This window comes from Flavobacterium sp., assembly GCF_044369455.1.
Classification (GTDB): domain Bacteria; phylum Bacteroidota; class Bacteroidia; order Flavobacteriales; family Flavobacteriaceae; genus Flavobacterium.
Window position 1 is genome coordinate 1 of record NZ_JBIPLW010000058.1, and the last position, 4,830, is coordinate 4,830.

General features: G+C 66.1%; 4 protein-coding genes. 2 read left to right on the top strand and 2 right to left on the bottom strand.

The genetic code is table 11. The annotated features are described in order from the left end of the window. Nucleotides 1-274: 274 nt before the first annotated feature. Nucleotides 275-883, top strand: coding sequence for a hypothetical protein (locus tag ACIQ2L_RS13965; protein ID WP_396159889.1), 609 nt, complete (start codon nucleotides 275-277; stop codon nucleotides 881-883). 55 nt (nucleotides 884-938) lie between these two features. Here ACIQ2L_RS13965 and ACIQ2L_RS13970 read toward each other — a convergent pair whose 3' ends face one another. After that, the gene (locus tag ACIQ2L_RS13970; RefSeq protein WP_396159891.1) at nucleotides 939-2,318 is read right to left on the bottom strand and encodes a spinster family MFS transporter; all 1,380 of its coding nucleotides are present in this window, start codon (nucleotides 2,316-2,318) and stop codon (nucleotides 939-941) included. A gap of 35 nt (nucleotides 2,319-2,353) precedes the next feature. On the opposite strand from ACIQ2L_RS13970, the gene ACIQ2L_RS13975 reads away from it, so the two are divergent. Continuing rightward, nucleotides 2,354-3,691 (top strand): MFS transporter, encoded by a 1,338-nt coding sequence (locus ACIQ2L_RS13975; protein WP_396159893.1) that lies wholly within the window; start codon nucleotides 2,354-2,356, stop codon nucleotides 3,689-3,691. A gap of 22 nt (nucleotides 3,692-3,713) precedes the next feature. Here the strand turns inward: ACIQ2L_RS13975 and ACIQ2L_RS13980 are convergent. Further along, nucleotides 3,714-4,830: TonB-dependent receptor (locus tag ACIQ2L_RS13980; protein ID WP_396159895.1), on the bottom strand; the 1,117-nt coding region annotated here is incomplete at its 5' end.

A 4,830-nucleotide genomic window follows, 5' to 3' on the forward strand; every position in this document is an offset into this window, starting at 1 on the left:
CTCATGGCTTCTTCGAGCTCCGCGCGAGGCGACTGGGCGGCGGTGACGGACGGCAGCACGGCGGCGAGCGCGAGAGCCGCAGCTGAGGCGATGACGGTGAACTTCTTCATGGCGATACCCCGATAAGGATGAGAGTCGTGGATCCGCAGTGCGTGGCGCGACCTGCGGGCAGCGTCATTTTACCTGCCGACCACGATTTCCGTCGCAACCTCGGCCCGGCCAGGCTTGCACTTTCGTACAATCCGCCCCCGAAGACCGACCGATACGATGTCGGATGGCCTTCGTTCCCTACAACCGCCCGCCTATCCGAGAGACACCCATGACTTTGCGCTCGTCGCTGTTGCCGCTGCTCGCCGCCGTCGCCCTCCTCACCGGATGCGCCACCGCACCCCAGCCCTTCGAGCTCCAGAACACCCTCGAGGCACGGGCGACCGTGACCCAGCTCGACCTCGCCACGCGCCTCATGACCCTGCGCGGTCCGGCCGGCAACGAATTCACCTTCGAGGTCGATCAGGCCGTGCGCAACCTGCCGCAGGTCAAGGTGGGTGACGACGTGGTCGTGCGCTACTTCGAGACCATCGGCGCCGCCATGCGCAAGCCGGGCGACTCCACCGAAGCCTCCATCGCCCTCGCGGACGGCGTCGCCGACCCGGGCGACCGTCCGGCCGCCGGCATCGGCACCCGCACCACCCTGCCCGTCACCATCGTCTCGATGGACAGCAAGACCAACGAAGTTCGGTTCTACGGCCCGGACAAGCGCGTGCGGACCGTCGAGCTCGAGACGCCCGAGGCGCAGGCCTTCGCCAAGAAGCTGAAGGCCGGCGACGAAGTCATCGTCACCTTCACCGAGGCGCTCGCGGTATCGATCGAGCCGGCGCGCTGACGCAGACCGTCTAGCAGGCGATCGAGCGAACGCGGAATTACCGCGTTTCGCTCGCTCAGTCTATCTTGACGACCGTCTCGGTCGCCGCATCGCTCCAATCGGCGGCGCGCGCCACGCTACTCAGATAAGGCTTCCGCGCAACCATCAGGCACAGCAGCCCGAGTCCGCCGGCCACACCGCCGACCGAGGCCAATGACCATGCCAACGCAGCATCGTCACGGAACACGAAGTCGGTGACCAAAGCGATCAGGGTCGGTCCGATCCCGAGCGCTACGACCTGCGCGATGAGGAAATAGACTGCGATGACCTGCGCACGCAGCTGATTCGGCGTGATCAGCTGCAACGCGACCGGCGAGTAGCCTTGCTGCATGCCGATGAAGAACAGCAGCACGGCCAACACCACGAGCGAGGCTTCGGCGGTGGGCATCAGCGGTGCAGCCACCGCCGCGGGCACCAGGAACGCGAAGGCGATGATAGACGCGCGCATCGGTGCATCTCGATGTCCTTGCCGCGCAAGGCGATCGACGAACCAGCCACCGAACAGGGTTCCGGCGGTGCCGAAGACCGCCATGACGAGGCCGAACGCGTAGCCGATGTCCGACATCTCCCAGCCGAACGAACGCCGCAGCGACTCAGGGATCCACGCGAGGTAGCCGACGACGGCGATGCCGCCGAACGAGAACGCGGCGATGATGCGCGAGACCGTCGCGAAATTGCTGCGGAAAAACCGGGTCAATTCCGCCGAGCCAGCCCCGCCGGACGCAGTACGCGCGACGCCGCGGCGCGCGGGCTCCTTCACCGTGAGCATGATGACCAAAGTGAGCAGGATCCCCGGCGCACCGACCACGAGGAACGCCAACTGCCAATTGCGCACCTCTCCGAGGATCGGCAGCGTCGTCGAGTCGGCACCGGATAACGCGCCGATGACGGCACCACCGACGATCAGCGCGAGTCCGCCCCCCAAGAAAAGACCGATCGAATACGTGCCGATCGCACGTCCGAGCCGATGAGGCGGGAAATAGTCGCTCAACATCGAGTAAGCCGACGGCTGAAGCGCAGCCTCCCCGACCCCCACACCCACTCGGGCCAGGAACAGCTGCCAGTAGTTCTGTGCGAGGCCGCAGAGGAAGGTCATCACACTCCAGAAGAAGACGCCGATCGCGATGATGGTGCGCCGTGGCTTGCGATCCGCCAGCTTCGCGATCGGGATGCCCGCCACGGTGTACAGCACGGCGAACGCCAGCCCGATCAGCAGACTCAGTTGCGTATCCGTCAGACCGAGGTCGCGGCGGATCGGTTGCACCAACAGGGTGAGGATCTGACGATCCACCAAAGCGACCAGATACGCGACGATCAGGACGCCGACGACGTACCACGCCGCGAACGGACTCGGCCATGGCTGCCCGGACGGGTCATCAGACGCTTCATTTTTCATGCATGGACTCCCGGCGCTGTTGCTACGATGGACCGATGAAAGACCGCGCAACCGGAACCGTCGAAATCAACGGCCGCTACGCTTGGTATGTCGTCGGCGTGCTGATGTTCGCCTACGTCGTCTCGTTCATCGACCGGCTGATCCTGGGGCTGCTCGTCCAACCCATCAAGCAATCCCTGCAGGTGAGCGACATCGAGATGGGCCTGCTCGCAGGCATCGGATTCGCGCTCTTCTACACGATCATGGGGGTGCCGCTCGCGCGCCTCGCCGACTCCGGCAACCGAAAATGGCTGATCATCGCCGGCGCCTCGCTGTGGACGTTGATGACGGCCGCGAGCTCGCTCGCCGAATCGTACACGCACCTCTTGATCGCGCGCATCGGCGTCGGCGTCGGCGAAGCCACGCTGACGCCTGCGGCGATGTCGATGATCGCGGACTATTTCAGCCGCGACCGCGTCTCGCGGGCGATCGGCACCTACTCGATCGGCGTCTATCTCGGCGCAGGCCTCGCACTGCTCGGCGGCAGCGCGGTGGTGCAGGCGATCTCGGGCATGGATCTCAGCGGCGGCGCGTTCAGCGGCTTCGCGCCATGGCAGCTCGCCTTCCTTGCGGCAGCCACGCCCGGCATCGCGGTCGTGCTGCTGATGCTCACGGTGCGCGAACCGCCGCGACAAGAGCTGTCCGGCACCGCCACGGATGCCCGCGTCGCGCTGCCGCTGAGCGAAGTGTTCACGTTCATGGGCGCCAACAGGCGTCTGCTCGTCGGTCACTTCATCGGCTATGGGCTCGTGGGTACCGCGGTCACCGCCTATCTCGTCTGGGCGCCGGAGATGCTGCGGCGCAGCTTCGACATCCCCATCGGCACTGCCGGCTTCGCCTACGGCATGCTGCTCGTGACGCTCGGCGCCCTCGGCCCATTCATCGGCGGTTGGTGGGCGCAGCGCGCGGCGACCCGCGGCCAACCCGATGCAGAGATCGCCGTGTCGATCCGTGCATTGCTGTGGCTCGCGCCGTTCGCGATCGCAGGTCCCCTGATGCCGACCTTGGCGGGCGCCGTCATCGTGCTGGCACCGGTCGTGTTCCTGCTGTCGATCCCGCAGGGACTGGCGCCCGCCGTGCTGCAGCTCGTCTCGCCCAACCGCATGCGGGGTCAGGTGCTTTCGGCGTTCGTGCTCTGCGCGGTGATCTTCGCCTACAGCATCGGCCCGACGGCCGTACCGTTCGCGGCCAGCCGGCTGTTCGGCGATGAAGACGCTCTCGACAAGGGCATGGCGCTGGTCGGCGGGCTCTGCGTCCCGCTCGGCGCGTTGGCGCTCGCCTGGGCGCGCCGCCCTTTCGGCGAGGCCATGCGGGCGGGTGGTCGATCCGGTTGAACCGACCACCCGCCGCTCCGCATCACTTCCAGCGATATTCCGCGCTCAGCCCGTAGGTGCGCGGCATGCCGTAGACGATCACGCCCCAGCCGTTCGAGGCCGGCGTGCTGAGCGTGTCCATGATGTACTCCTCATCGGCCAGATTGCGGCCGTAGAGCGACACGTTCCAACGGTCGTCCGTGGAGCGCCAGCTGACGCTGCCGTTCCAGAGGCCCTGTTCCGGCACCTCCAGCGCCACGTTGTTCTGGATCTCCTTGAACTGCTTGCCGGACCGGTTGATGTCGGTGGCGAAGCGCAGATAGCCCCGCTCACCCATCGGCACGTCGTACTGCATCGCGAGATTCACCGTGTACGGCGGCGAGTTCGCGAGCTTGCGCGGCGCCTTCACGCCGGCCGCGGCGAACGGTCCGTCGAACAACGGCTGCGGATCCTTGTTCTCGGTGCGCAGGAGACCCAGACCGGCACGGATCTCGAAGTTGGGCGTCGGTCGCGCCGTCACATCGAACTCTGCACCGTAGATCTCCGCCTCGGACACGTTGGCGAGGAAGTTCTGCACCACGCCGGTCGCCGACGGACGGGAGGACACCGCCTGCAGGTTGGTGTAGTCGCTGTAGAAGAACGCGCCGTTGAAGATGACGCGCCGGTCGGCCCAATCGCTCTTGAAACCGATCTCATAGGCCTTCACGTCTTCGGGCTTGTACGGGATCCACTGCGCGATGTTGGTCACGAAGCCGCCGTTGAAACCGCCCCCCTTGTAACCCTTGGCTGCACTGGCATAAAGCAGGAGGTTGTCGGCAGGCTTCCAGTCGAGGGCGACGCGCCAGGTATTGGCCTTGTCCTCGGTCTTGCCGGTGACCGGGATCGGCGGTTGGCCTGCAACGGTGATGACGCCCGGGACGGTCGCCAGCACGATGCGGGTCGCCTGGTCGAAGCTAGGCGGACGCAGGAAGGAGGACTCGCTGGTGAACTCGATGTCTTCCTTCAGGTAACGCGCGCCGAGGGTCAGCTTCCAACCTTCGGCGAAGCGCCAATCGACCTGACCGAAGCCGGCGATCTGCGTCTGGTCCTGGTCGTAGATCACCTGCGCGCGGTTCACGAGGAAGTTGTCGACGAACAGCACGCGCGGCGGATCCTCGGCC

Excerpts from the sequence above, each read along its gene's own strand:
- ACIQ2L_RS13970 (WP_396159891.1), bottom strand. The coding sequence starts at position 2,318 with ATGAAAAATGAAGCGTCTGATGACCCGTCCGGGCAGCCATGGCCGAGT.
- ACIQ2L_RS13975 (WP_396159893.1), top strand. The coding sequence starts at position 2,354 with ATGAAAGACCGCGCAACCGGAACCGTCGAAATCAACGGCCGCTACGCT.
- ACIQ2L_RS13965 (WP_396159889.1), top strand. The coding sequence starts at position 275 with ATGGCCTTCGTTCCCTACAACCGCCCGCCTATCCGAGAGACACCCATG.